Origin of the sequence: Geomonas terrae (assembly GCF_004791675.1) — a bacterium.
Taxonomy (GTDB): domain Bacteria; phylum Desulfobacterota; class Desulfuromonadia; order Geobacterales; family Geobacteraceae; genus Geomonas; species Geomonas edaphica.
The window spans coordinates 832675-855601 of record NZ_SRSC01000002.1 but is presented as its reverse complement, the minus strand read 5'-3'; the positions used below and the strand labels follow the sequence as shown (position 1 = coordinate 855601).

17 protein-coding genes are annotated in these 22927 nt (G+C 61.3%); 13 read left to right on the top strand and 4 right to left on the bottom strand.

All coding sequences use genetic code 11. The features are described 5' to 3' along the window. The 9 genes from E4633_RS10920 to E4633_RS10880 all read left to right on the top strand — a co-directional run bounded on the left by E4633_RS10920 (position 1) and on the right by E4633_RS10880 (position 12088). Positions 1-924: a DMT family transporter gene (locus E4633_RS10920; protein ID WP_135870266.1), complete on the top strand. Its 924-nt coding sequence runs from the start codon at positions 1-3 to the stop codon at positions 922-924. Positions 925-1052: 128 nt separating this feature from the next. Continuing rightward, positions 1053-1535 carry a YbaK/EbsC family protein gene (locus E4633_RS10915; RefSeq protein ID WP_135870265.1) on the top strand — a complete coding sequence of 161 codons (483 nt, stop codon included), beginning with the start codon at positions 1053-1055 and terminating at the stop codon, positions 1533-1535. Positions 1536-1646: 111 nt separating this feature from the next. Then, positions 1647-3014, top strand: coding sequence for a sodium-dependent transporter (locus E4633_RS10910; RefSeq protein WP_135870264.1), 1368 nt, complete (start codon positions 1647-1649; stop codon positions 3012-3014). A 44-nt stretch (positions 3015-3058) separates the two neighbouring features. Further along, entirely contained in the window at positions 3059-3970 is a 912-nt protein-coding gene (gene rarD / locus E4633_RS10905; RefSeq protein ID WP_135870263.1) for an EamA family transporter RarD, read from the top strand. Between the two features lie 81 nt (positions 3971-4051). Further along, a complete protein-coding gene (locus tag E4633_RS10900) occupies positions 4052-5497 on the top strand; it encodes a sigma-54 interaction domain-containing protein (protein ID WP_135870262.1) in 1446 nt (481 codons plus the stop codon). Between the two features lie 404 nt (positions 5498-5901). Then, on the top strand, positions 5902-8916 hold the full coding sequence (gene pruA / locus E4633_RS10895) for an L-glutamate gamma-semialdehyde dehydrogenase (protein ID WP_135870261.1): 3015 nt from the start codon (positions 5902-5904) through the stop codon (positions 8914-8916). 243 nt (positions 8917-9159) lie between these two features. Further along, positions 9160-10137, top strand: a complete 978-nt coding sequence (locus E4633_RS10890; protein WP_135870260.1) for a class 1 fructose-bisphosphatase — start codon at positions 9160-9162, stop codon at positions 10135-10137. 99 nt (positions 10138-10236) lie between these two features. Then, positions 10237-10482, top strand: a complete 246-nt coding sequence (locus E4633_RS10885) for a hypothetical protein (RefSeq protein WP_129125798.1) — start codon at positions 10237-10239, stop codon at positions 10480-10482. A gap of 151 nt (positions 10483-10633) precedes the next feature. After that, positions 10634-12088, top strand: a complete 1455-nt coding sequence (locus E4633_RS10880) for a sigma-54-dependent transcriptional regulator (RefSeq protein WP_135870259.1) — start codon at positions 10634-10636, stop codon at positions 12086-12088. Positions 12089-12302: 214 nt separating this feature from the next. Here E4633_RS10880 and E4633_RS10875 read toward each other — a convergent pair whose 3' ends face one another. Beyond that, positions 12303-13346, bottom strand: a complete 1044-nt coding sequence (locus E4633_RS10875) for a response regulator (protein ID WP_135870258.1) — start codon at positions 13344-13346, stop codon at positions 12303-12305. After that, positions 13343-15667, bottom strand: coding sequence for a PAS domain-containing hybrid sensor histidine kinase/response regulator (locus tag E4633_RS10870; RefSeq protein WP_135870257.1), 2325 nt, complete (start codon positions 15665-15667; stop codon positions 13343-13345). Before E4633_RS10870 ends, E4633_RS10875 begins: the two co-directional genes overlap by 4 nt. A gap of 258 nt (positions 15668-15925) precedes the next feature. Here E4633_RS10870 and E4633_RS10865 point away from each other — a divergent pair, with 258 nt between their 5' ends. Genes E4633_RS10865 through E4633_RS10850 form a run of 4 tightly spaced genes read left to right on the top strand, consistent with a single transcriptional unit; the run spans position 15926 to position 21324 of the window. Further along, the gene (locus E4633_RS10865) at positions 15926-16987 is read left to right on the top strand and encodes an efflux RND transporter periplasmic adaptor subunit (RefSeq protein ID WP_135870256.1); all 1062 of its coding nucleotides are present in this window, start codon (positions 15926-15928) and stop codon (positions 16985-16987) included. Then, positions 16984-20085: an efflux RND transporter permease subunit gene (locus E4633_RS10860; RefSeq protein ID WP_135870255.1), complete on the top strand. Its 3102-nt coding sequence runs from the start codon at positions 16984-16986 to the stop codon at positions 20083-20085. The genes E4633_RS10865 and E4633_RS10860 overlap by 4 nt, the downstream gene beginning before the upstream one ends. 17 nt (positions 20086-20102) lie before the next feature. Further along, on the top strand, positions 20103-21035 hold the full coding sequence (gene fliK, locus E4633_RS10855; protein WP_135870254.1) for a flagellar hook-length control protein FliK: 933 nt from the start codon (positions 20103-20105) through the stop codon (positions 21033-21035). Beyond that, positions 21028-21324 carry an EscU/YscU/HrcU family type III secretion system export apparatus switch protein gene (locus tag E4633_RS10850; protein WP_135870253.1) on the top strand — a complete coding sequence of 99 codons (297 nt, stop codon included), beginning with the start codon at positions 21028-21030 and terminating at the stop codon, positions 21322-21324. The genes fliK and E4633_RS10850 overlap by 8 nt, the downstream gene beginning before the upstream one ends. 29 nt (positions 21325-21353) lie before the next feature. On the opposite strand, the gene E4633_RS10845 is transcribed toward E4633_RS10850, so the two are convergent. Both E4633_RS10845 and purN read right to left on the bottom strand, forming a co-directional pair. Next, positions 21354-22220 (bottom strand): ChaN family lipoprotein, encoded by an 867-nt coding sequence (locus E4633_RS10845; protein WP_135870252.1) that lies wholly within the window; start codon positions 22218-22220, stop codon positions 21354-21356. 79 nt (positions 22221-22299) lie between these two features. Continuing rightward, entirely contained in the window at positions 22300-22914 is a 615-nt protein-coding gene (gene purN / locus E4633_RS10840; RefSeq protein WP_135870251.1) for a phosphoribosylglycinamide formyltransferase, read from the bottom strand. Positions 22915-22927 lie beyond the last annotated feature (13 nt).

Here is a 22927-nt window from a genome sequence, read left to right as displayed (position 1 = left end):
GTGTCCCCAACCGCCACAACCAAGCCTTGGATCAACCCCTACCTGGCCATCCTGGTAGGGGTTTTTGCTGTCTCCTTCTCCTCAATTCTGGTGAGGGTCTGCACGGCTCCCCCCCTGGTGATTGCTGCCTACCGGCTCATCTTCACCTTCTGCTTCCTTGCGCCCTTCACCCTGTGGGGCGGCGCTTTGTCTTTACGTGGCATGTCCGCGCGCCAGATCGGCCTCTCGGCCGGAAGCGGCGTTTTTCTGGCGCTGCACTTCGTCACCTGGTTCATCTCGCTTAAGTACACCTCCATCGCCAGTTCCGTGGTACTCGTGACCACGCAGCCGCTTTTCGTCGTGCTCGGCTCCTGGATCTTCTTCCAGGAGAGCGTGCCGCGCAAGGCGCTGTACGGCTGTCTCCTCGCCTTTGTGGGGAGCGTCGTCATCGGCGCCACCGATTTTCAGATCGGGCGCCAGGCGTTTATTGGGGATCTGCTTGCCCTTTTTGCCGCGGTCATGGTCTCCGGTTACCTGTTGATCGGCCGCAGGCTGCGTCACGGCGTTCCGCTTACCGGGTACACCTTCGTAACCTACGGCGCGAGTGCGCTAACCCTGAGCGGTGCGGCGGCTGTCGGCGGGGTCGCTTTCTACCCTTATCCCGCGCAGGACTGGCTCATTTTCGTGGCGCTGGCGCTTGTCTGCACCATCCTCGGGCATACCGTTTTTAACTGGGTGCTTCGCTACGTGCAGGCCTCGGTGGTCTCGGTGAGTATTCTTGGTGAGCCGCTGGGGGCGATCCTTTGGGCCGCAGTTTTTCTGGGGGAGAACCCGACGCCGCGCCAGGCGGTAGGGGGAGGGATCATCTTTGCCGGACTGTACCTCTTCACCAGAGTCACGGCTGGCGTTTCATCCCCTCGCCCTTTGGGAGAGGGGCAGGGGTGAGGGCGTAGCCACGAAGAGAGATGATGCCGGTTGCGCCGCCCTCACCCCATCCCTCTCCCGGAGGGAGAGGGGGCGTGGACCGTATCGGCACAGACGTTCAATACACTGACTGCACAGGAGGAACGAGTATGGATACCAATCTGAGTGCGAGCGCGAAGAGGGTGCAGGATGCGCTCAACAGCTTCGGCGTGGACTGCCGTGTCAAGGAACTGGGCGAGAGCACCCGCACCGCGGTCGATGCGGCAAACGCAGTCGGCTGCGAGGTGGGGCAGATCGTGAAGTCGCTGGTTTTCCGCGGCAAGGAAAGCGGCAAAGCGGTCTTCGTGGTGGCCAGCGGCGCCAACATGGTGAACGAGAAGGCGCTCGCGGTACTGATCGGGGAAAAGATCGAACGGGCTACGCCGGACTTCGTGCGCGAACAGACCGGTTACGCCATCGGCGGTGTCTCGCCGGTCGGTCATCCGACGCCACTTACCACCTTCATCGACGAGGACCTGCTTGGCTACCAGGAGCTTTGGGCCGCGGCCGGGACTCCGAATGCGGTCTTCGCACTGACGCCGGAGCAACTCTGCCACATCACCTCAGGCCAGGTCGCCCACGTTAAAAAGTAGGGGCGAATAATCATTCGTCCGCCGGTCCTTGCTGATACAGCAATTCAACACAACGCGGCAATACTGCCGCTATTTTAAAGGGAGCAGCCCTAAGCATTCGGGCACGAACTCATGCAAAACGTAACAGTAACGAAGGCACGGGACAGTTTTACCACCGGTTTGGGAGTAATCGCAGCAACGCTCGGCTCTGCGGTGGGATTGGGGAACATCTGGAAGTTCCCGGCGCTGACCGGCCTCAACGGCGGGGCTGCGTTCATCATCGTCTATCTCCTCTCCACCCTCATGGCCGGCCTCGTGGTCATGGTTGCCGAGCTCATGCTTGGGCGCCGTTCCAAGTCCGACGCGCTCACCACCTTCAAGGTGTTGCATCCCAAGAACGAATCCTGGGCGCTGATCGGCGCCGCGGGTGTTCTCTCCGCCTTCCTGATCCTCGCCTTCTACACCGAGGTGGCGGGTTGGGTCTTCGCCTACATCTTCAAGGCAGCCTCCGGGGCGGTGCTCTCGTCCGATCCCAAGGTGACATCCGCAGGGTTTGAGAAACTGATCACCGACCCGGTGCAGTCGGTCTTTTGGCAGTGCCTGGTGCTGGTCTTCGTCGGCGCCATCATCGTCGCCGGGGTTTCCAAGGGGATCGAGAAGACCACGAAGCGCCTCATGCCGGTGCTCTTCCTCATCCTGGTGATGATTGGTGTCAGAAGCCTCATGCTCCCTGGTGCCGCTGCCGGCCTCGAGTTCCTGTTCCGCCCCGATTTCTCCAAGGTAACCGGCGGCGTCGTCTTGACCGCTATGGGCCTTGCCTTCTTCAAACTTTCCGTCGGCATGGGGACCATGATCACCTACGGCAGCTACTTCCGTGACGACCAGAACGTTCCGATGACCGCGCTGCGCGTCATGCTCGCCGACCTGACCGTGTCCATCCTGGCGGGCATAGCGATCTTCCCGGCCGTCTTCACCTACGGCTTCAAGCCGGAGGCGGGTCCGTCGCTCCTCTTCATCACCATCCCGGCCGTCTTCTCGCAGATGCCCTTCGGCAACATCTTCGTGGTGCTTTTCTTCGTACTGGGCGCCATCGCTGCTACCGGCGCCATGCTCTCGATCCTCGAGGTGCCGGTTGCGTACCTGCACCAGCGTTTCGGTATGTCCCGCCTCAAATCGACGGCACTCACCGTAATCCTGCTGGCCCTGATCGGTTCCACCGCGGCGCTTTCCAACAGCACCATGGCAAACTTCAAGTTCTTCGGCATGACCATGTTCGACTTCTACGATTTCCTCACTTCGAACGTACTGATGCCGGTCGGCGGTCTCTTCATCTGCATCTTCGTCGGTTGGGTCTGGGGCGAGGAGAAGGTGAGGGCGGCCCTTTCCAACGACGGGCAACTGCAGAACGGGCCGATCATCAGCATCTTCCTGTTCCTTGTGAAGTACGTCGCGCCGATTACCATTACCGTCATCCTGCTGCGCGGCTTGAAGATCATCTAACTATTCCCTCCCCCCCTCCGGGGGGAGGAGCGTGGACCACTTACATGAGCGATAACTCCGAACATACCGAGCTCACCGCCGCACAAAAAAGCCGCCAGGGCGTCATCTACGGCCTGGCGGCTTACCTTTGCTGGGGCTTCTTCCCGGTCTACTTCAAATCGGTCAAGGTCGTCCCTCCCCTGGAGATGGTCTCGCACCGGATTGTCTGGTCGCTCGCCTTTTTGCTGCTGCTCATCACCTGGAAGGGCGCCTGGCCCGGCACCATCGAAGTGCTGAAGCGTCCCAAGTCGCTGGCCGTCCTTACCATCACCACGATCCTCATCGCCACCAACTGGCTGGTCTTCATCTACGCCATCAGCATCGGCGAGGTGCTGCAGTCGAGCCTCGGCTATTTCATCAACCCGCTGGTGAACGTGCTGCTGGGTTTTCTGTTCCTGCACGAGCGGCTTGAGCGCCCGCAATGGATCAGCCTCGGCCTTGCCACCACCGGTGTCTTGTACCTGGCCATCCAGCACGGGGCCATTCCCTGGCTCTCCCTGCTGCTTGCGCTCTCCTTCGGTCTTTACGGGCTGATCCGGAAAATGCTTCACGTCGAACCGCTGGTCGGGCTCACCGTGGAGACGCTGCTTCTCATGCCGGTTGCGCTCTTCTACCTGGTGCATTTGAACCAGAAGGGGACCGGCATCTTCCTAACCCATGGATCCACTCTGGACATCCTGATCCCGATGTCCGGTGTGGTGACCGCCATTCCCTTGCTGCTTTTTGCCGCGGCCGGAAAGAAGCTGCGTCTGGCAACGATCGGTTTCCTGCAGTACATCACACCCACGATGCACTTCCTGCTCGCCATAACTCTCTTCGGCGAGACCTTCACCCACACCCACCTGATCAGCTTCATGTTTATCTGGGCAGGCCTTGTGCTCTACTCGGTGCACGCATACCGCACTGTCAGAGGCTAATGCAGTCCTAGTATTCCTGCTTGCATATTGAAATGCATTTTAGCATAATGCCTGTCGGCGTTACTTTTGCCGGAGGTTTTTATGACTGAAGCAGTAACTGGATCTGTAACGGCACTTGATCTGGAAGAGATGGCGAGACAGATGCTCGCGTTCCAAGATCTCACTCGGGAACTGGACGCGATCATCGACTCGTCCTCGGACGGACTATGGATCTGTGACGCGGATGCCGTCGTAATCCGCATAAACCCGGCGTCCGAGCGCATCAACAACATCCAGGCCTCGGAGGTCGTCGGTAAGAACATGCGCGACCTGCTGGATCAGGGCTTTATCGACCGTTCGGCGGCGCTGGAGGCGCTGACTACCGGCAAAGTGGTGAGCCAGTTGCAAAACCGCCAGGGACGTAAGCTCATCTCGACCGGCACCCCGGTTCTGGACGGCAACGGCCGGGTCATCCGGGTCGTGGTAAGTGAGCGTGACGTTACCGAGATTGACAACCTGCAGCGCGAACTGGAGGAACAGGAGGCGCTCCGCGACCAGTTCCGCAGCCACATGCTCGAGATGCAGCAGGCGGATCTCGCCTCCCGGAGCGTCATCGCGCGTAGCCCGCTCATGGTGAACGCGCTGAAGCAGGCGCTCAAGGTGAGCGCGGTCAATTCCACCGTGCTTATCCTTGGTGAGTCGGGCGTCGGCAAGGGGCTCATCGCGGAACTGATACATAAGAATTCCAGCCGCGCGGACAAGCCGCTTATCGAGATCAACTGCGGTGCCATCCCGGAATCCCTAATAGAATCCGAACTTTTCGGCTACGAGAAGGGTGCTTTCACCGGCGCACAGACAAGCGGGAAGCCGGGGTACCTTGAGCTTGCCGACGGCGGGATACTGTTCCTCGACGAGATTGCCGAACTGCCGCAGGCGGCGCAGGTGAAGCTCCTCCGCTTCCTGGAGAACGGCCGCGTGGTGAGGCTCGGCGGCACCAAGGCGAGGACGCTGGACGTCAGGATCCTCGCGGCAACGCACCGCAACCTCGATCAGATGGTCAAGGACGGCACCTTCCGCCTCGACCTTTACTACCGCCTGAACGTGATCCCGATCCACGTGCCAGCTCTCAGGGAAAGGCGGGACTGCATCCTGCCGCTCGTCCGGCATTACGTGGATTTGTTCGGCGCACGCGACTCGATCCGCAAGCGTCTTACCCGCGCCGCTTCCGACGCCCTTTTAGCCTATGATTACCCCGGCAACGTCAGGCAGCTGATGAACATCTGCGAACGGCTTGTCGTCATGACGGAAACGGACCTCATCGACGTGAAGGATCTGCCCGCCGAGATTGCCGCCGGAGGTCATCAGCCGACGAGGGGAGGGGGTGTCTGGCACGACGAGGTGACCCTGCAGGAGACGCTGGACAAGGTGGAGAAGGCGGTTCTCGTGAAGGCGCTGGAAATGCACGGCAACCAGGTGCGCATGGCCGAGGCGCTCGGGGTGAACCAGTCGACCATTGCGCGGAAGTTGAAAAAGCATGGGATTGCGTAGCGCTCCTCCCCCCGGAGGGGGGAGGTTGGGAGGGGGGATCGCATGCCTGTGTGAGCAGCTACGCATCCCCCTCCCTGACCCTCCCCCTCCGGGGGAGGGATGCGTTATGCGCGATTGCATATTGCACCTCTCTTTCTCTGGTCAAATCTTCCCTCTGTCAGCGCCTCTCGCTTACTCTGCTCTATTTAATCATCCATCCAACATTACCTTTCTCAATACCCCTGCTATAATACTTCCGGCACTTTAGCCCAGCGATACGCCTTTACGACGCCTGTTCCGATCCCGACAAGTACTTCCGTGTCTCCACCATCAGCGAAATCGTATACCGGATGGCACAGCTTGTGCTCTAGCTTTACACGTTTATGATTTCCTCTTGGAACAACCTGTAATAAAGGAGCCTTTGGATGAACAACACCGAACTGAACAACAAAGTCATTGCACGGGGCAAGGAGTTCTTCTCCACCATCTCCGGCGAAAAGCCGTCCCTCTTCAACAAAGGGGCCTGGATGGGCAAGGTGATGGACTGGTCCATGCAGAACGAAACCTTCAAGATCCAGATGTTCCGCTTTGTCGACGTCTTCCCGTCTCTCACCACCGGCAAGCTCCTTACCGATCACATCCGTGAGTACTTCGGCGAGGAGAAGGACATGCCGCCGGTTCTCTCCACCGGCGCCAAGGTCGCAGGCATGCTCGGCTCCTTCGGCGGGGCCATGCTCAACAAGTTCCTCACCACCAACATCCAGGAGATGGCGCGCCAGTTCATCGTCGGCGAGAACACCAAGGAAGCCATCAAGAACATGGAGCGCCTGAGAAAAGACGGCTTCGCGTTCGTCGTGGACGTGCTCGGCGAGGCAACCCTTTCAGAGAAGGAAGCCGACATCTACATGAACACCTACCTTGAGCTCCTCGATTCGCTCAAGAAGGAATACAAGGACTGGAAGCCGCTGCCGGGCAAAGGCGGCAGCGCTAACCTCGACTGGGGGCATGCTCCGAAGGTCAACGTGGCCGTCAAGCCGACCGCGCTCTTCTGCCTCGCCAACCCGCAGGACTTCGAAGGCTCCGTCGTCGCGATTCTGGAGCGCGTCAGAAAGATCGCCAAGAAGGTCATGGAACTGGATGGCTTCCTCTGCATCGACATGGAGTCCTACCGTCACAAGGACATCATCATCGAGGTGTACAAGCGGCTTAAGCTCGAGTTCCCGACCTACGACCAGTTCGGTCTCGTGCTCCAGGCTTACCTGGTCGACACCGACAAGGACCTTCCGGCACTCCTTAGCTGGGCACGCCAGAACAAGGTGAACATCTCCATCCGCCTCGTTAAGGGTGCCTACTGGGATATGGAAACAGTGAAGGCCAAGCAGAACGATTGGGCGATTCCGGTCTGGACCATCAAGGCAGAGTCCGACGCCGCTTACGAGCGCCAGGCGAGGATGATCCTGGAGAGCTCCGATATCTGCCACTTCGCCTGCGCTTCCCACAACATCAGGACCATTTCGGCCGTGATGGAGATGGCCAAAGAGCTGAACGTTCCCGACGAGCGCTACGAGTTCCAGGTGCTTTACGGTATGGCCGAGCCGGTCAGAAGGGGCATTCTGAAGGTTGCCGGCCGCATCCGCCTTTACTGCCCGTACGGCGACATGGTGCCGGGCATGGGCTACCTGGTGCGCCGCCTGCTGGAGAACACCGCGAACGAATCCTTCCTGCGTCAGAGCTTCGCCGAGGACGCGCAGATCGAGCGCCTGCTCGAGGATCCGGAAATCACCGTGCAGCGCGAGCGTGCGGCACGCGCCGCCGGCAAGAAACCGGAAGCGAAGGGCCCTGGCGGCCTGAAGCCGTTCTACAACGAGGCGATGGTGGACTTCACCCGTGCCGACCACCGCGCCGCGTTCCCGAAGGAAGTGGCTGAGGTGAGAAAGCAGCTCGGTAAGACCTACCCGCTCTTCATCAACGGCAAGGAAGTGAAGACCGCCGACACCATCCCGTCGGTGAACCCGAACAAGCCGTCGGAAACCATCGGCGTGATCTGCCAGGCGGGGACCGCGGAAGTGGGCGACGCCATCGCTGCAGCCAAGAAGGCCTTCCCGGCATGGCGCGACACCGACCCGAAGGATCGTGCGCAGTACCTGATCAAGGCCGCCGCCGTGGCGCGCCGCCGCATCTTCGAGCTCTCCGCATGGCAGGTGCTCGAGGTCGGCAAGCAGTGGGACCAGGCCTACGCCGACGTCTGCGAGGCGATCGACTTCCTCGAATACTACGCCCGTGAAATGATCACCCTCGGCACGCCGAAGCGCGTCGGCAACGCCCCGGGCGAGCTGAACCACTACTTCTACGAACCGAAAGGCGTCGCCGCGGTGATCGCGCCGTGGAACTTCCCGCTCGCCATCAGCCTCGGCATGACCTCCGCCGCCATCGTGGCCGGCAACTGCGTCGTGTTCAAGCCCTCCGGCCTCACCTCGGTGATCGGCTACCACATCGTGGAGCTGTTCCGCGAGGCAGGGCTCCCCGAAGGGGTCTTCAACTACACGCCGGGCCGCGGCTCGGTCATGGGCGACTACCTCGTCGACAGCCCGGACGTCTCCCTCATCGCCTTCACCGGCTCCATGGAGGTCGGCCTCAGGATCATCGAGCGCGCCGCCAAGGTCCACCCGGGCCAGGAGAACGTCAAGAAGATCGTCTGCGAGATGGGGGGCAAGAACGCCATCATCATCGACGACGACGCCGACCTCGACGAGGCGGTGCCGCATGTCCTCTACTCGGCCTTCGGCTTCCAGGGGCAGAAGTGCTCGGCATGCTCCCGTGTCATCGTGCTCGACGCGGTCTACGACAAGTTCGTCGAGCGTCTCGTCTCCATGGCGCAGGCGACCCTGGTCGGTCCCTCCGAGGACCCGGCCAACTACATGGGCGCCGTCGCCGACGACAAGGCGATGAAGACCATCAAGGAATACGCCGAGATCGGCAAGAAGGAAGGGCACGTGCTCTACGAGAGCAAGGTTCCGAGCGACGGCGGCTACTATGTCCCGATGACCATCATTGGCGGCATCAAGCCCGAGCACAGGATCGCCCAGGAGGAGATCTTCGGACCGGTTCTCGCCGTCATGCGCGCGAAGGACTTCGACCAGGCGATCGCGTGGGCGAACTCCACCAAGTTCGCCCTCACCGGCGGCGTCTTCTCCAGAAGCCCGGAGCACCTCACACAGGCACGCCGCGAATTCCGCGTCGGCAACCTGTACCTGAACCGCAACAACACCGGCGCCCTGGTCGGCCGTCAGCCTTTCGGCGGCTCCAAGATGTCCGGCGTCGGCACAAAGGCTGGCGGGCACGACTACCTGCTGCACTTCATGGATCCGAGGGTGGTCACAGAGAACACCATGCGCCGCGGCTTCGCACCGGTCGAGGAGGACGACGACTGGGTCGCATAAGGGTAGGGCGGCGAGTAACTATTCGCCCCTAAAGTAGCTGAGAGAGCGCCTGCACTTGTCATGAGTGCAGGCGCTTTTTTTATGGAGATCTCATAACCTATTGCTCTCACTATGTGGTCAATTTTGTTTACCAACTTCCTCTTCAGGTTAACCGTTTCACCCCTTTTTTTCCTTGCTTTGTGACTCTTTTTGACTTAATCTACCGGGTCGTAAAATAATTTTAATTTAATCTTGGAGGGAGCTATGCCAGCTGCACCGGGAACTTCGAAATTCCAGATAGATCTGCGCCGCCATCTGCGCGCCCAGAACATCAGTGACAACCTGGTTCACCTGATCTGTGAGATCGCGGAGGCGAGCAAGTACGTCATCAATGCCGTGCGCACCGGCGACCTCGGCGTCGCAGGTACCTCTAACCTCTACGGCGAAGAGCAACTCGCCCTCGACGTCCTCTCCGACCGCATCATGAGGAAACGTCTCGTCCACTCCGGCGTGGTCTGCAACATCGCCTCCGAAGAGATGGACGAGATCTACCAGGCGCAGGCCTCAGCCGACGGGCTCTACTCGGTTGCTTACGATCCCCTCGACGGCTCTTCGCTTGTCGACGTGAACCTTGCCGTCGGCACCATCGTCGGCATCTACGCCGGTTGCGATCTGCTGCAGCCGGGCCGCAACCAGGTGGCCGCGATGTACATCCTGTACGGTCCGCGCGTATCTCTCGTCTACACCGTGGGCGACGGGGTGCACGAGTTCACCATGAACAACCTGATGGAGTTCACGCTCACCCGCGAGAACATCACCATGCAGGAAGAAGGGAACATCTACGCGCCGGGCGGCCTCAGGAACAAGTACAACGACGGCGACGAGAAATTCATCCGTCACCTTGAGGCGAAAGGGTGCAAGCTGCGCTACTCCGGCGGGTTCGTTCCCGACATCAACCAGGTGCTGATGAAAGGGAAGGGGCTCTTCATGTACCCCGCCCTCAAGGGGTCGCCCAACGGCAAGCTGCGCGTGCTGTTCGAACTGAACCCGATGGCCTTCATCATCGAGCACGCCGGCGGCTCCGCCAGCAACGGCCATATTCCGATCCTCGACATCGTGCCCGAGTCCCTGGATCAGAGGGCGCCGATCTACATCGGCTGCAAGAAGGACGTCAAGGTCGCCACCGACTTCCTCGAAGAGGGGAAAGCGGCGTCCGGCGACGCGGCATTTGTCAACGCCTAGCAATTTGTTGTACTATTGCCCGTCCGTCGGCGATTTTTTCTAAAGTTGCCGCATAGCATGGCGATAACTGTATTAACGAGTAATTTTCAGAGGTAAGGAATGGACACTGGTACCAAACGGTTGTGCAGCGAAATTCAGCTTTTCGATCTGTGCGACCTCGACACCTGCACCTGCAAGGACGGGCGTTTCTGCACCAACCCCGCAATACTGGCGCGCTTCGAGGCGATCAAGGAGGAAGACGACCGCCCGCAGTACCTGGCCGATGAGTATGACGAGGAAGGCGAGGAGGATGCCGACGATCTTGATGCATTCGGTGACGATGATTACGAAGATGACGAGCAGTAACAGCTTCGATCTTTAGATGCAACCAAGAGAACCGCTTCTCCAAAAAAGGGCGGTTCTTTTACTATCAACCGGCGCAACATCCGACTTGTTCCTGCTACGCCCGCCCCGGTCCCGGGGCACGGCGATTTTAATAGCCATCGGGGGATTGGCCATGACCGCAAAACTGCTTATCCTGGATGACGATCACGACATCCTGCTCATGCTTAAGACCATCTTCGCCGGCGAGGAGTACGAACTCCTGCTGGAAAGCGACAGCGAAGGGGCCTTGAAGCGCATCATAGCCGATCGTCCCAACGTGGCCATCATGGACATAAGCCTCCCGCAGAAATCGGGTATCGAGGTGCTCAAGGAGGCGAAGAAGATCGATCCCGGCCTCGCGGTGATCATGGCCACCGGCTACAAGACGACCCAGAACGCCATCGAGGCGATGAAGCACGGCGCCTTCGACTACGTCACCAAACCTTTCGACATGAACAAGCTGAAGGGGGCGGTGAAAAAGGCCCTGGAGTGCAACCTCCTGAGCCGCAAGGTGCGCTACACCAAGGAGCGCGCCCAGGTGGAGGAGGATCTCACCGAGGACCTGATGATCGGCTCGTCCCCGGAGATGATCGAGATCTGGAAGATGGTCGGAACCGTTGCCGATTCGGATGCCACCGTCCTCATCCAGGGGGAATCCGGCACCGGCAAGGAGCTCCTCGCCCGTGCCATTTACAACAACTCCCGTCGCAAGAACCGCCCCTTCCTGGCTGTTAACTGCGCGGCGCTCCCCGAGGCGCTGCTTGAGTCCGAGCTTTTCGGCCACGAGAAAGGGGCCTTCACCGACGCCCACTCCCGCCGTATCGGCAAGTTCGAACAGTGCAACGGCGGCACCATCTTCCTCGACGAGATCGGCGAGATGAGCCCGACGAACCAGGGGAAATTCCTCCGCGTCCTAGAGAATCAGGAGTTCGAGAGGGTGGGGGGGAACGAGACCATCAAGGTCGACGTCCGCGTCATCGCCGCCACCAACCGCAGCCTCTTGAACTGCGTGAAGGAGAAGTCCTTCAGGATGGACCTCTTCTACCGCTTGCGCGTGGTTAACTTCTTCCTGCCGCCCCTGAAGGATCGGGCCGAGGACATACCGCTGCTGGTCGACCTCTTCGTCAAAAAGTTCTCCAAGAAGTACGGCAAGAACGTGAAGGGGGTGGCGCCGGAGACCATGGCGCTCCTTACCAACCACCAGTTCGAGGGGAACATCAGGGAGCTGAAGAACGTCATCAACTCGGCGGTGGTCTTCTGCCGCGGCGACATCCTCGTCCCGGGGGACTTCGAATCCTTCCTCACCGCCAAGGCTGGCTTCAAGGAGGTCGACCTCGAGGCGGCGGGCGACGACTACTACGAGGTGTTCTGGAGCATGCTGGAGCCGGTTTTCGACGGCATCTGCCAGAAGAACAAGGGTGCCATCTACGAGAGCGTCAACATGGGGCTCGAGAAGGCGCTCATCCACATGGCGATGGAGAAGAGCAACAACAACCAGGTGTTCGCCGCCAAGCTTTTGGGGATCAGCCGCAACACGCTGCGCGACCGCCTGGAGAAGTATCGGATCGGGATGGTTGCGGAGGCGTAGGGCCGCAGACTTAGATCGCAACGGGGAATGAAAAAGAGCCGGGGACCAATGGTCCGCCGGCTCTTCTTATTTCCACCCTCTCCCCTTGGGAGAGGGTAGGGTGAGGGCGCTGCTATTGGCGACATATAGCTTCGTGGCAACGCCCTCACCCACCCTTCGGGCACCCTCTCCCGGGGGGAGAGGGGATGCGTGATCTGCTCCGTTTGAATTTTTTTTACAGTTTCTTCCCTGCCGCCTTTTCCCAATCCTCCTTGGGGATGGAGAGGAAGACGTCGACCAGCTTGGGATCGAACTGCTGACCCGAGCAGCGGATCACTTCGTCGAGCACCGCCTGGAAGGAGAGCGCTTTGCGGTACGGACGGTCCGAGGTCATCGCGTCCAGGGTGTCCACGAGGGCGAAGATACGGGCGCTGATCGGTATCTGGTCTCCGGCGCTACGGTGAGGATACCCCGCGCCGTCGTAGCGCTCATGATGGTACAAAACGAGCTCCGCCGCGCCCGTGAAGTACTTGATCCCGGCGAGGATGTCGTAGCCGATCTTCGGGTGCTGACGCATCACCTTCCACTCCTCGTCGTCCAGCTTCGCCGGTTTCAGAAGGATGTTGTCGGAGACGCCGATCTTGCCGATGTCGTGCAAGAGCGCCCCCTTGCCCATGATGATGCGTTCTTCTTCCGTGATCCCCGCTTTCTCGGCCAAAAGGCAGGTGTAGGCCATCACCCTTTCCGAGTGGGAACCCACCTCCTTCTCACGTGCGTCCAGCGCCCGGATCAGCGCCGCGAGAGTGTGCTCGTAGGCGAGGTTGATTTCGCCCATCACGGTTCTGATCACCTCGGTCTGCTCGCGTACCTTCAACTCGAGGTGCGCCTGATACTCCTTGTTCTCCATGATCAGGCGGCGCTTCTCCAGCGTGTTCTTGACGGTGAGGAGCACCCGGTCCAGGTTGAAGGGTTTGGTGATGTAGTCTTCGGCCCCGTTGTGGATGCAGGAGAGGGCGGTATCCATGTCGTTCATGGCGGTGATCATGAGGACCGTGGTGTCGGGGGTAACCTGCTTTATGTCCTTCAGAAGGTCGATCCCGGAACGCCCGGGCATCATGATGTCGAGCAGGGCGAGGTCGAGCTGCTGGTTATTGATAATCTCCATACCTTCTTCCGCGCTTGCCGCCTGGAAGCAGGTGAATCCTTCCTTCGACAGAGTGATATTGATCAGTTCTCTGATCATATCCTCGTCATCGGCTATCAGTATGTTCCCTTTCAATTGCTACCTCCTAGAATCGCCCTTGGCGCTTCTTGCGTCACGGTTCCCTGTAGCGTATCCCGCACCTTTCTGATGAGGGCATCGCCTGCAAAGGGCTTGGGCAGGAACTGCATCCCTTTTTCCAGTGTTTTCTCAAAGCCGGCCCGGTTCTCCATGTGTCCAGACATAAAGAGTACCTTGAGGTCGGGCTTTTTGCCTAGAAGTATATCAGCGAGCGTGGGGCCGCTCATAAACGGCATCACCACGTCGGTCAAAAGCATGTCTATATCACCTTCGTGTTTGTCGAACAAGGCGATTCCCTGCTCCGGATCGGTGCTCTCCAACACCTTGAAGCCACGCATCCTAAGCGTGTGCACCACCAAATTCAGTACCCCGGGTTCGTCTTCGACCACGAGGATCGTGTAATTGGTGTCGATAGCCTCGTCAAGCTGCTGCCTTGACTGCGCCTTGGTGCTGTCAAAGGTACGCGGCAGGTAGATGTCGAAGCGCGCCCCCTGTCCCGGCTCGCTGGTCACCTGGATGTAGCCGCCGCACTGCTTGACGATCCCGTACACGGTGGCAAGTCCCAAGCCGGTGCCCCGGCCCATTTCCTTGGTGGTGAAAAACGGCTCGAAGAGCCGCTGCTTGACCTCCTCGGTCATCCCCTGGCCGCGGTCGGTAACGCTCAGTCTCACGTAGCTTCCGGCCTGCGATCCCGGATGCGTGCCGGTGAAGGCATCGTCCAGTTCGCAGTTGGCCGTCTCCACCGTGATTACCCCGCCGGTGTCCGAGGCGTCGCGCGCGTTCACGATGAGGTTCATCACGATCTGCTCGAGCTGCCCCGGGTCCATCTTGATGAGGCCGGCGTCGGGGGCTAGGCTCGTGGCGAGGCGTATGTTCTCGCCGATCAGCCGCTCGAGCATCTTCTGCACCGACTTCACCTGCTTGTTGATGTCCAGTACCCGCGGCTCCATGATCTGGCGCCGGCTGAAGCCGAGTAGCTGTCTGGTGAGGTCCGCGGCGCGCTCGCCGGCCCTGAGGATCTGTTCCGCCTCCTTGCGCATGGGGGAGTTCTCCTCCATGGCCCGGATCAGGAGCGTGCTGTAGCCGTTGATGACGGTGAGCAGGTTGTTGAAGTCGTGGGCGATGCCACCGGCCAACTGGCCGACCGCCTCCATCTTCTGCACCTGGCGCAGCTGTTCGATGGCGAATTTCCGCTCGGTTACGTCCTCTTTGAGGGCGACGAAATGGGTGATCGCCCCCTCGGGATTCTTGACGGCCGAGATGGAGCAGCTCTCCCAGTAGAGTTCGCCGTTCTTCTTCCGGTTATGCAGCTCGCCGTGCCACTCCTTGCCGGCGCAGATCGTGTCCCAGAGGTCGCGGTAGAAGGCGTCCTCCATGTTGCCCGACTTGATGATGCTCGGGCGCTCGCCTATCAGCTCCGCCTCGGAGTAGCCGCTCACCTCGATGAACTTCGGGTTGACGTACTCGATCAGACCGCGCAGGTCGGTGATCACCACCGATACCGGGCTCTGCTCCACGGCCTGCCACAGTTTGCTGAGCTCGGCTTCGGTACGCCTGCGTTCCGTGATGTCGAGCAGGGTGCCGATCACCGCGTCCGCACCGTTTATCACGGTTCTCGTGCCGTTCACCTCGAGATCGATGGTGACGCCGCTGCGGTGTTTGCCGCGGAAGAAGACGTGCAGCGGTTCGCTCCCTTCCTTCAAAGGGCAGAGAAAGCGTGTCATCATCCCGATCTGGTCGTCGGCGTGCACCAGTTCGAGCAGGTTTTTCTTCTCGATCAGCTCCTCGGGACGGTAGCCGAAGACGTCGCCGAACTTCGGGTTCACGTAGATGATGATGTCGTCCTGGAGCATGAAGATGCCGACCAGCGACTGCTCCACGAGGCTTTGGAAGCGCGCCTCGGTGGCGGAAAGTGCCTCCTCGGCCATGCGCCTTTCGCGCCTTTCCACCGCTTCGCGCATTTCGCGCTTGATGGCCGGGATAAGGCGGGACAGCCGGTCCTTGAGCAGGTAGTCGTGCGCCCCGGCGCGCATCGCCTCGACGGCGGCGTCCTCGCCCATTTGGCCGGAAACCATGATGAAGGGGAGGTCGATGCTGCGGTCGTGCATGAGCTTTAAGGCGGCAAGGCCCGAGAACCTGGGCATGACGTAGTCGGAGATGACGGCGTCCCAGCCGCCGCGATCCAGTGCCGCTTCCATCTCTTCGGGAGTCTCCACACGCTCGTAGTCCGGAACGAACTCCCTCTGCAGCTCGCGTACGATGAGCAGTGCATCTTCGGCAGAATCGTCTACGATCAGGATGCGCAGGGGATGTTTCATCCGGCCGGGACCTCGCGTCATGCATCTAGTTTCTGATGTTCCTTCACCTCCTTATCGGCCGCCCCTCCCGATATATTTAGCAGCACAACGTATTTTTATGAAAAAAGGAAAGAATATGGAATCCGGTTTCTTGGCTACTATTTGGGGACGGATTGTGCTATGAATCGTGCTGCCACAGCGGCTTAAAAGGAGAGAATCAGAGTGTTTACCACGTCCTTTGTCCATCGTTTCTCGGCTTTCTTCTTGTCTTTGCTTGTTATGGGCTTGTTAAACGCGGGGTGTGCCAAGGAAAAGGAAAAAACAAAGCAGAATAACCCGGCACCGGTAACTGTGGCCCGGGCCGCGGTCAGGGACGTTCCCGTGGAGCTGCGCGCCATCGGCAACGTCGAGGCCTACTCCACGGTGGCGCTTAAGTCCCGCGTCGCCGGCATCATCACCGCGGTCCATTTCAAGGAGGGGGACGACGTACCAAAAGGCGCGCTCCTCTTCACCATAGATCCGCGCCCCTTCCAGGCGTCGCTCACCCAGGCGAAGGCGAACCTCGCGCGCGACCGGGCGAACGCCCAGAACGCGAAGGAGCAGGCACGCCGCTACGCGGGGCTCTGGCAGGAGGGGATCGTCACCCGCGAGCAGTACGACCAGTTGCAGGCAAACGCCGATGCGCTCGCAGCCTCGGTCGCCTCCCTTTCCGCAGCGGTGGAGAGCGCGAAGCTCCAGCTCGATTACTGCTACATCCGCTCGCCCCTTTCCGGGCGCACCGGCGGGCTCACCACCCATGCCGGGAACCTGGTGAAGGAAAACGACACCGCGCTCGTCACCATCAACCAGATCACGCCGCTCTACGTCACCTTCTCGCTGCCGGAAAAGGATCTCGCCGCCATCAAGGGTAGGGTGGGGGGCAAACTCCCGGTCACGGCGTCCGTTCCCGGGAGCCCGGTCGCCGAGCAGGGGACGGTGAGTTTTCTCGACAACGGCGTCGACCCCGCCACCGGCACCATCAAGGTGAAGGGGACCTTCGCCAACCGGGAGCGCAAACTCTGGCCCGGCCAGTTCGTGAACGTGGCGCTTCGCCTCGACGTGAGGAAAGGGGCGGTCGTCGTGCCGACCCGCGCGCTGCAGACCGGGCAGCAGGGTGACTTCGTCTTCCTGGTGAAGCCCGATGCCACAGTCGAGGTGCGTCCGGTCACCGCCGGACCGGCCCAGGACGGCGTCACCGTGATCGAGAAGGGGCTCGCCCCGGGGGACACCGTGGTGACCGACGGGCAGTTGAAACTCGTTCCCGGGGGTAAGGTTGCGGTCAAGGGGGGAACCCCCGCATGAACCTTGCGGAACTCTTCATCAGACGACCGGTGATGACCAGCCTGGTCATGCTCGCCATCGTGCTTGCGGGCGTGATGGGGTACCGGCTCCTGCCGGTGAACGACCTTCCCTCCGTCGATTATCCGACCATCCAGATCACCGCGAACCTTCCCGGTGCGAGCCCGGAAACCATGGCGAGTGCCGTGGCGACGCCGCTTGAGCGCCAGCTCTCCACCATCGCGGGGATCGACAGCATGAACTCCACGAGCGGCCAGGGGGTGACCAGGATCACCCTGCGTTTCGCCCTGGAGCGTGACATCGACGCTGCGGCACAGGACGTCCAGTCGGCCATCACCAAGGCGGCGCGACAGCTCCCGCAGGACATGCCCGCCCCGCCGTCCTTCCAGAAGGTGAACCCGGCGGACCAGCCGGTGCTCTACCTGGTGCTCTCCTCGAAAACCCTGCCGCTCTCCCAGGTGCACGAGTACGCCGACACCATGATCGGCCAGCGCATCTCCATGGTCTCGGGCGTAGCGCAGGTGCAGGTGTACGGCGCGCAAAAGTACGCGGTGCGCGCGCGGGTGAACCCGACGGCGCTCGCCGCCAGGAAGATCGGCATAGACGAGGTTTCCAACGCGCTCGCCAAGGGTAACGTGAACCTCCCAACCGGGACGCTGCAGGACGCCGACCGCTCCTTCGCGATCCAGTCCCAGGGGGAACTCCTGGACGCCGCCGCTTACCGTCCTCTGATCGTCGCCTACCGCGGCGGCGCCCCGGTGCGCCTCACCGATGTCGGCACCGTGGTCGACTCCGTAGAAAACGACAAGATCGCGGGGTGGTTCAACGGAAGCGAGCGGGCCATCATCCTGGCCGTGCAGCGACAGCCAGGCACCAACACCATCGAGGTGGTGGACGCCATCAAGAAGCTTCTCCCGGGCTTTCGCGCGCAGCTTCCCGGTTCGGTCACCCTCTACGAGCTCTACGACCGTTCCCAGGCGATCCGGCACTCGGTGGCGGACGTTAAATTCACCCTGGTGCTCACCATCGCCCTGGTGATCATGGTGATCTTCCTCTTCCTGAGAAACCTCTCCGCCACGGTGATCCCGAGCCTCGCCCTCCCGATTTCGCTCGTCGGGACCTTCGCCGCCATGTACCTCTTGGGTTTCTCGGTGAACAACATCACCCTGATGGCGCTGACCCTTTCGGTCGGCTTCGTGGTGGACGACGCCATCGTCATGCTGGAGAACATCGTACGCCACATGGAGCTTGGGGAGCGCCCGATGGAAGCGGCCTTCAAGGGGGCGAGGGAGATCGGCTTCACCATCGTCTCCATGACCATCTCCCTTGTCGCCGTCTTCATCCCGGTGCTCTTCATGGGGGGGATGCTCGGGCGGCTTTTGCACGAGTTCGCCGTCACCATCACCTGCGCCATCATGATCTCCGGCGTGGTCTCGCTCACCCTGACCCCCATGCTCTGCAGCCGTTTCCTGCGCCCTCCCGCCGAGGAGCGCCACGGCCGCATGTACCTTTTCCTCGAGCGCTGCTTCGATGCCATGCACGCCGCCTACAGCAAAAGCCTCACGAAGGTGCTGGGGCTGCGCCGCACCACCCTGGCCCTTACCGTGATCATGATGTTTCTCACCGGCTACCTCTTCTGGAAGATGCCCATGGGGCTTCTCCCCAGCGAGGACCTGGATTCCTTCTACGTGACCACCGAGGGGGCGCAGGGGGCCTCCTTCGAGGAGATGGTCACGCACCAGCAGGAGCTCGCCAAAAGGATCGCGGCGAACCCGAACATCAAGGGGTTCATGTCGACGGTCGGCGCTTCCGGTTCACGGGTCGGCTCCAATTCCGGCTTCATGTTTGTCACGCTTAAGCCGAGAAGTGAGAGGAAGGACTCGGTGGACAAGGTGATCCAGCAGTTGCGCCCAAAACTTGCCGAGGTGCCGGGAATTCTCGCCTTCATGCAGAACCCGCCACCGATCCGGCTGGAGGCGCAGCTCTCCAAGAGCCAGTACCAGTTCATCCTGCAGAGTCCGGACACGCAGGTTCTCTACGAGAATGCGGCGGCCTTCGAGCAGAAGCTCAAGCAGGTGCCGCAGCTAATCGACGTGACGAGCGATCTGCAGCTTAAAAACCCGCAGGTCGACGTGAAGATAGATAGGGACAAGGCGACCGCGCTCGGGGTCACCCAGCAGCAGGTCGAGGACGCCCTCTACTACGCCTACGGCTCGCGGCAGGTGTCCACCATTTACGCGCCGACGAACCAGTACCAGGTGATCCTGGAACTGGAGCCGCAGTACCGGCTCGATCCGTCGGCCCTGGGGCTTTTGTACGTGAGGTCCTCTACCGGGGCGCTGGTGCCGCTCTCCACGATGGCCTCGCTCTCGAAGTCGCTTGGGCCGCTGTCGGTGAACCACCTGGGGCAGATCACGAGCGTCACGGTTTCCTTCAACGTGAAGCCCGGCGTCCCGTTGGGCGACGCGGTGGCGGCGGTCGAGAAGAGGGCGCGCGAGTCACTTCCCCCTGCGATCAACACCGGTTTCCAGGGGGCGGCGCAGGCGTTCCAGTCCTCGACGAGCGGGCTCACCTGGCTCCTTGTCGCCGCGGTGGTCGTGATCTACCTGGTGCTCGGCATCCTCTACGAGAGCTACATACATCCGGTGACCATCCTCTCCGGACTTCCGGCGGCTGGGCTCGGCGCGCTCCTGACCCTCATGCTCTTCCACAAGGAGCTCGACCTGTACGCCTTCGTCGGGATCATCATGCTGGTCGGCATCGTGAAGAAAAACGCCATCATGATGATCGACTTCGCGCTGGAGGCACAGCGAAACGAGGGTAAGAGCCCGCTGGAGGCGATCCACCAGGGATGCCTGATCCGTTTCCGCCCCATCATGATGACGACCATGGCGGCGCTCATGGGGACGCTGCCCATAGCACTCGCCATCGGCGCCAGTTCGGAGGGGAGAAGGCCCCTGGGGCTGGCCGTAGTCGGGGGGCTTCTCGTGTCGCAGCTTCTGACGCTCTACATCACGCCGGTGGTGTACTACTACATGGACCGGGCCAAAGAGAGGGCAGCGCATCTCTTTGCGAAGAAGGCGCCGGTGCCGCAGCAGTGATCCTTTAGGGACGCACCATGCTGATCAACGACGAAGTACAAAAACAGGTTCTCACCATCCTGGCGAAGACGGCGGTCACCCCGACCGCCGACGTGCAGCAGCGCGCGAGCGCGCTCCTGCAGCTGAACCCGGGCCAGCAGGTGAAGGCGGAGATCATCGCTAACCTCCCCAACAACCTCTACATGGCCCGCGTGGCGGGGGAGCTTTACAAGCTGGAGATCCCGCTCAACGTGCAGCCGGGCGAGACCCTGGAGATGACCTTCGTCACCGCCGATCCCCGCATCACCTTCCAGATGCAGCGCCCGAGTTCCGAGACGGTACAACTGAGTTCGTTTGGTAAATGGCTCTCCGACGTGGTGAGAGACGCACCGGCGCTTCCACCCCCGCTGGAGCCTCTCGTCGAACACCCGGAACACGCGGCGACAGAGCTTGCCGGCAAACTGAAGGCGGGGCTCACTCAAAACGGCCTCTTCTACGAGTCGCACCTAGCCCAGTGGGCCGTGGGCGGGCTCTCGGTGAAGGAACTTCTGAAGGAGCCGCAGGGGAAGCTTTCCCCGATGCTTTCGGAAGGGGATGACACGGGAGATGGGGATGGCGCCATAGCGGACAGCAGGACCCTGCCGCTCATCAAGGAGCAACTGCACCTCCTGAACACCGGCATCCTTGCCTGGCAGGGTGAGGCGTGGCCCGGTCAGCAGATGAAACTGACCATAGGCGAGGGGAACCCCGAGCAGTGGGAGCAGGGGATCGAGGCGAATCTGTCGCTTGAGTTGCCGCGCCTGGGAGGTGTGGAGGCGAAGCTTCGCTTCACCCCGGACGGGGTCGCGGTGGAGCTCACCTGCGCGAACGCGGGGATGGCCGACATGCTGAGGGAGAACAGCGGCGAGCTCCGCTCCTCTTTCGCGGCGAAGGGGCTCCACCTGAACAAGCTGGCGGCAAAGGATGGCTAGGAAACCTTCCGACATGAAGCGCGCCGTCGCCATGGTCTACAACCCTGACGAGGCAGGCGCGCCCAGGGTCATCGCCAAGGGGGCCGGCATCAGTGCCGAGGCGATGATCTCGCTCGCGCGCGAGCACGGGGTCTACGTGCACCAGTCCCCGGAACTCGTCTCCATGCTGATGCAGGTGGACCTGGACGCCGAAATCCCGCCCGAGCTCTACCAGGCCGTGGCCGAGCTCCTCGCCTGGCTCTACCAGATGGACGAGCGGCTGGCCGGGACGCGGGCGGAACACCTTTGAAGCTTCCACCCACGCCTTAATTCGAGCGGTCAGAACGGCTCGATCAAAAGGTAGTCCGCGTCCTCCCTGGTGACGTTACCCTGGTTTAAAGGGGGCATCGGGGGGAGGATGATCCGGTACGAAAGCCCGCCGTGCAGCTCGGAAGGAATCCCGCCGACACCCCTTACATGCGCCCCCCCTGCGATCACCACCATTACCCGGTCCGGGTTGGCGGCAAGGTAGCTCTCGATGCGCCGCGCCATCACCACGTTTCTTAGCATCTGCGCCTCGGCTATGTTGCGGAACCCTTCGGCATCCTTTCCGTGCGAGGGGGAATAGCCGCGCATGAAGCGGAGGTAGTTCTCGCTCACCGTGGCATTGGTTCCGGGGGGCAACTGGGCCAGCTCTTCCTTTGACAGGTCTCCGAAACCGCGCCGCGCCACCGCCTGCACCAATTCCCGCGGCGCGTTCAGTCCGACGATCGGGATGCGGTTTTCCTTGGCGAAGTGGAAGATGTCGGCGTACATCTCCCAGGGGATGTAACGCCAACTGAGCGCGTACACCTTCTTAAAGGCCGCCTCGGGGACCTTTCCCGCTGTGTAGGCGTCCAGGGCGGGCTGGCTCGTCTGCTCGAACATCTCCATCCCGATGGCGAGATGCTTTCCCTGCGCCTTGAGCGCCTCGAGGACGCGCAGTTGCAGCTCGTGGTGCGCCCCGGCGTCGTGGGCCTCGCCGACGAAGATGATGCGCGCACCGGAAACGTCGCTGATCATGGCGGGGACCTCCACCACGGTGCGGTCCTCCACCTTGAGCGCCTTGTTGATGGAACAGCCGGTGAGGAGGATGAGAAGCAGGGGAAGGAGTGCCTTCGCGGCGAACGGTAGCGGCATCGACTGCATGTGACGGAAAAAGGTCATGGCGGCAGCCTTTCGTTGGGTAGTAAAAACGAAAAGACCCCGCCGGAGTCCGGCGGGGTCTTGATGATGTTGTCTTTTGCTAGGCTCTGACCGTTACCACGCGGCCGTCCACCTTGAGGGCACCTTCGCTGAAGAGCCTGATCGCCTCGGGGTAGATGCGGTGTTCCTCTTTCTGGATGCGGGCCGAGAGGGTATCCTCGGTGTCCCCTTCAATGACGGAAACGGCTGCCTGGATGATGATGGGGCCTGTGTCGCAGCCGCAGTCGACGAAGTGCACGGTGCAGCCGGCGACCTTGGCGCCGTAGTCGAGCGCCTGGCGCTGGGCGTGCAGCCCTGGGAAGGCGGGCAAGAGCGCCGGGTGGATGTTCATCACCCGCATCGGGAAGGCGTCCAAGAGCACCTGCGTGATGATGCGCATGAAGCCGGCGAGCACGACGAGCTCCACGCCGAATTCGCGCAGGCTTGCCACCAGCGCCTCGTCGTACGCCTCACGTCCCGAGTAGGCACGGTGGTCCAGGTGCAGTGCCGGGATCCCCGCCTTCTTCGCGCGCTCAAGGCCGAAGGCGTCCGCCTTGTTGCTGATCACGCAGACGACGCGCCCCGCGATCTTGCCGCAAGCGCAGGCGTCGAGGATGGACTGCAGGTTGCTGCCGCTGCCGGAGATCAGTACCCCTATTTTCAGCTCTTTTCCCATACGGCTTTCGCGC

Excerpts from the sequence above, each read along its gene's own strand:
- E4633_RS10915 (WP_135870265.1), top strand. The coding sequence starts at position 1,053 with ATGGATACCAATCTGAGTGCGAGCGCGAAGAGGGTGCAGGATGCGCTC.
- E4633_RS10910 (WP_135870264.1), top strand. The coding sequence starts at position 1,647 with ATGCAAAACGTAACAGTAACGAAGGCACGGGACAGTTTTACCACCGGT.
- rarD (WP_135870263.1), top strand. The coding sequence starts at position 3,059 with ATGAGCGATAACTCCGAACATACCGAGCTCACCGCCGCACAAAAAAGC.
- E4633_RS10900 (WP_135870262.1), top strand. The coding sequence starts at position 4,052 with ATGACTGAAGCAGTAACTGGATCTGTAACGGCACTTGATCTGGAAGAG.
- pruA (WP_135870261.1), top strand. The coding sequence starts at position 5,902 with ATGAACAACACCGAACTGAACAACAAAGTCATTGCACGGGGCAAGGAG.
- E4633_RS10890 (WP_135870260.1), top strand. The coding sequence starts at position 9,160 with ATGCCAGCTGCACCGGGAACTTCGAAATTCCAGATAGATCTGCGCCGC.
- E4633_RS10885 (WP_129125798.1), top strand. The coding sequence starts at position 10,237 with ATGGACACTGGTACCAAACGGTTGTGCAGCGAAATTCAGCTTTTCGAT.
- E4633_RS10880 (WP_135870259.1), top strand. The coding sequence starts at position 10,634 with ATGACCGCAAAACTGCTTATCCTGGATGACGATCACGACATCCTGCTC.
- E4633_RS10870 (WP_135870257.1), bottom strand. The coding sequence starts at position 15,667 with ATGAAACATCCCCTGCGCATCCTGATCGTAGACGATTCTGCCGAAGAT.
- E4633_RS10865 (WP_135870256.1), top strand. The coding sequence starts at position 15,926 with ATGGGCTTGTTAAACGCGGGGTGTGCCAAGGAAAAGGAAAAAACAAAG.
- E4633_RS10860 (WP_135870255.1), top strand. The coding sequence starts at position 16,984 with ATGAACCTTGCGGAACTCTTCATCAGACGACCGGTGATGACCAGCCTG.
- fliK (WP_135870254.1), top strand. The coding sequence starts at position 20,103 with ATGCTGATCAACGACGAAGTACAAAAACAGGTTCTCACCATCCTGGCG.
- E4633_RS10850 (WP_135870253.1), top strand. The coding sequence starts at position 21,028 with ATGGCTAGGAAACCTTCCGACATGAAGCGCGCCGTCGCCATGGTCTAC.
- E4633_RS10845 (WP_135870252.1), bottom strand. The coding sequence starts at position 22,220 with ATGACCTTTTTCCGTCACATGCAGTCGATGCCGCTACCGTTCGCCGCG.
- purN (WP_135870251.1), bottom strand. The coding sequence starts at position 22,914 with ATGGGAAAAGAGCTGAAAATAGGGGTACTGATCTCCGGCAGCGGCAGC.